Origin of the sequence: Campylobacter canis (genome assembly GCF_045504005.1) — a bacterium.
Lineage (GTDB): Bacteria > Campylobacterota > Campylobacteria > Campylobacterales > Campylobacteraceae > Campylobacter_A > Campylobacter_A canis.
The window spans coordinates 1-3163 of record NZ_JBJJXH010000021.1 but is presented as its reverse complement, the minus strand read 5'-3'; the positions used below and the strand labels follow the sequence as shown (position 1 = coordinate 3163).

At 31.5% G+C, this 3163-nt stretch carries 3 protein-coding genes; all 3 read right to left on the bottom strand.

Translation table 11 applies throughout. The features are described 5' to 3' along the window. Positions 1 to 74: 74 nt before the first annotated feature. From ACHJH3_RS11215 to ACHJH3_RS11205, 3 genes are read right to left on the bottom strand one after another with little or no spacing between them, the layout of a single operon-like run. Entirely contained in the window at positions 75 to 977 is a 903-nt protein-coding gene (locus ACHJH3_RS11215; RefSeq protein WP_407064884.1) for a DNA cytosine methyltransferase, read from the bottom strand. 10 nt (positions 978 to 987) lie between these two features. Then, positions 988 to 2037, bottom strand: coding sequence for a HindVP family restriction endonuclease (locus tag ACHJH3_RS11210; RefSeq protein ID WP_407064883.1), 1050 nt, complete (start codon positions 2035 to 2037; stop codon positions 988 to 990). A 16-nt stretch (positions 2038 to 2053) separates the two neighbouring features. Then, complete coding sequence (locus ACHJH3_RS11205) at positions 2054 to 3073, bottom strand: IS1595 family transposase (RefSeq protein WP_407064882.1); 1020 nt, start codon at positions 3071 to 3073, stop codon at positions 2054 to 2056. Positions 3074 to 3163: the final 90 nt, after the last annotated feature.

The following is a 3163-nucleotide window of genomic DNA, read 5'->3' as shown; positions in this document are numbered from 1 at the left end:
GGCTCTGTTAAAATACTTCATTGATATTTAAGCTTTGTAATACCCCTTACTTAGGATATAAATATTTTTAATTTTTATGTTATTTTTGCAGTCTCTTTTATATATTTTAATAAAACTTCGCCTACATATTGCGCTAGCTTCACCGGTACGGCATTACCAATCATTTGTTCTCTATCTGTTTTATTTCCTAAAAAAATAAAATTTTTAGGAAAAGTTTGAATTTGCGCCCTTTCATTGAAAGTTAGCGGTCTAATTTCGTCAATATTTTTACAAGTGTCTCCCTCGTGAAATTTATAGTTTTTGGGAATCGGTCGATTTACCCCCCTTATTGTAGGGCTAGGTTCATCAATCGAAAAAACTCCTCTGCGATTATATGAACGGGGGTGTCTATAATAATGTTCCATATCTAAATCTTCGCCCATATAATCTCTAATTGACATTGGGTATGATGATATGCACGAGAAAATGCAGGCTGATAAAAAATCGTTTTTTTCATTCATGCCACCCACTAAAAAATATCTTTTCCTCTTCTGCGGAACACCGCACAAAGAAGCATCTAAAATAAATTCAGTCAATCCGTATCTCGCTTTTGTAAAGGCTTGTTTGATTTTGGTTAGTTTATTACTCTTTACTATTCTATCCACATTTTCCATCACAAACCAATTAGGTTTAAAGTCACATATTTTTTTAGCAAAAACATCAGTTAATTCTGCCCTTCCCAGACTCTCATCTCTTTTCCCCGCGGATGAAAAATCTTGACAAGGCGGTCCTCCGATAATAATATCGGGGTTCAGTTCTTTAATTTCTTCAACGGAGAGGGTGTTGATATCTTTACATAAAGCTTTGTGTTTAAAATTCGCATTATATGTTTCTACAGCTGTATCCCAAAGGTCATAAGCGGCTACAATATTAAACCCCGCTTTTTCAAAACCTAAGCTCATTCCACCGCAACCGCAAAATAAATCTAGGGTTTTCATCTACTTAATCCTAATCAAATAAATTTGGAGTATTACATATAATAGCATCAAACCTTCTTTCCGGACTCAACAATTTTTGACCTCCACCTAATATGATATTTTTTATTTCCTTTTTTTTAATTCTAGGGCAATGTAAAGCATCAGACTTCATAAAGGGATGAGTTCCTAATCCGCTAATAGCAAACGCCTTATCGTTTTTTGTATTAAAAGACAATTCATCTATGATTTTAAATCCAGCAAATTTTCCATTTTTTAAGTAGTCTATTATCATCTTTGTAAACCAAACCAAGGTTCGTGTTTGTCTATTTATAGACGTAATATCTTTACCGGGATCAGGTAAAAATAATTTACTCATAGAATATGTACTCCACACAAAAACATCTAAACAATCATTAGCTAATATGGGGTTTTTACCCTTAGTTTTCCATATCGGTTGAATGATTAATGGTCTTTGTTTTTCTACTTGTTTTTTAACTATTTCGTAGAAATCGGCAACCATTTGTTCTACAAAGGGTATAACGTTTTTAGCAATGCTCCAATCTAAAATATCATCGTATTTATTCTTATAAATGCTAGTTATTGCAGCATCACCTATACTATCAATAATCATCGCTGCTTGATATATTATAGTATCTGGTCTTATAACCAGCTCTGTTCCAAAAAGATCGTCTTTAAGCATACAAGTCTGATTATCTGGGAGGGCAGTTAATTTTATTTCAAAGCTAGATATACCATTGCCTGTGGGTTCGTCCAAAAGCGTCACATCATTTCTTGGAAACGTTCCTATAAAATATCTTTGGTATTTTGCGTGGGTTGTTTCAAAACTAAAATAAACATTTTCCGATAATGGATTAATACCGAAAATTTTATCAACTCCCATCTCAATATGCTCAATCGAAAAATCATCCTTAACTGATATATAAATCGGTTTTATACCTTTACTAAACATATAACACATGAGAGCTGTTGGAAAAGATGAATTAAATTGGTTTTTACCCCAACAGTCTTTACTTGTAAAATCCCTATTGGTTTTTTGTAACCCAAATAAGCCCGGTTTCATTTGTTGCTCCAATATTTTATGCCACTAAGGGCAAAGGTATATTTGTTCTATTGGCTATCTTGATAGATTTGCTTATACAATTAGTGTTTAATATATGATTTAACAAAATATTTTCTTTGTTTGTTTTTGTGTCTTTAGCAAAATTAACAAAATTATGATAAACAAGATAATTATTAAGATATTTAGTTGAAACGCCTTTAAAGTTATAAATCAGCATAGATTTTAATCTGCTATGATAGCTATTTATCGTTTGGATATTAAATGTTCCTACCTTATAATGATTTCTGGGTATTCTGATATGACTTAAATTCAAATCTTTTGCTAATTTTAGATATGCTCTAAAGCTATCGGTTACTAATATACTATCATTTTGTATCTTGTTAATTAAAACTTTTTCAATATCTTGTAATTTAGGCTTTCCTAGATTAGAGATTTTAGATATAGATAATCCGTTTAGATTAACTCCACAACTTACGCAAACCTGCTCCTTAGATAATCCACGCCTAGTAGCAGGCTCGCCTCTATGCTTAGCTAAACGCGGTAAGTTAAAATTTTTGTGATGTCCTTTAAAGCTTATAGGCATAAATGTTTCGTCAGCTTCAACTATCCCATCAAGTTTTACCTCATCTTGCATTTTCTGCAAAGCGTCTAGGATTTTATGTCGCCATGCAAAGGCGGTAGGCAAAGATATATCGCAAATTTCAGCAGTTTTTCTTAGTGAGTATTTTTCTATCATACAATGGATGTATTTTTGCCATATTAATATATCTTTTTTAGCATTAAAAAATATCGTATTAGTCGTAGTTGTAAAACTTTTACCGCAATCTTTACATAAAAATCTCTTAGTTCCTCTACTTGTTCCATTTTTAACAAAATGAGCAGATTGACAATGAGGACAACAACTTACTTCTTTTTTAATATTCAGATTTTGCTTATCGTCACTATCTTTTAATTTTAAAAACTTTATCAGAGACTTTTTATCATCATTTGAAAGCGAGTTACAAAGTTGTCTTATAATTTCTATCTCTTGCTTCATATAAATAGCCTTACTATAGTTGTTTTAATGAAAATATTATATAGGATTAAAGCTTAAATATCAATGAAGTATTTTAACAGAGCCATTATA

Coding starts and splice junctions, on each gene's coding strand:
- ACHJH3_RS11215 (WP_407064884.1), bottom strand. CDS start 977: ATGAAAACCCTAGATTTATTTTGCGGTTGCGGTGGAATGAGCTTAGGT.
- ACHJH3_RS11210 (WP_407064883.1), bottom strand. CDS start 2,037: ATGAAACCGGGCTTATTTGGGTTACAAAAAACCAATAGGGATTTTACA.
- ACHJH3_RS11205 (WP_407064882.1), bottom strand. CDS start 3,073: ATGAAGCAAGAGATAGAAATTATAAGACAACTTTGTAACTCGCTTTCA.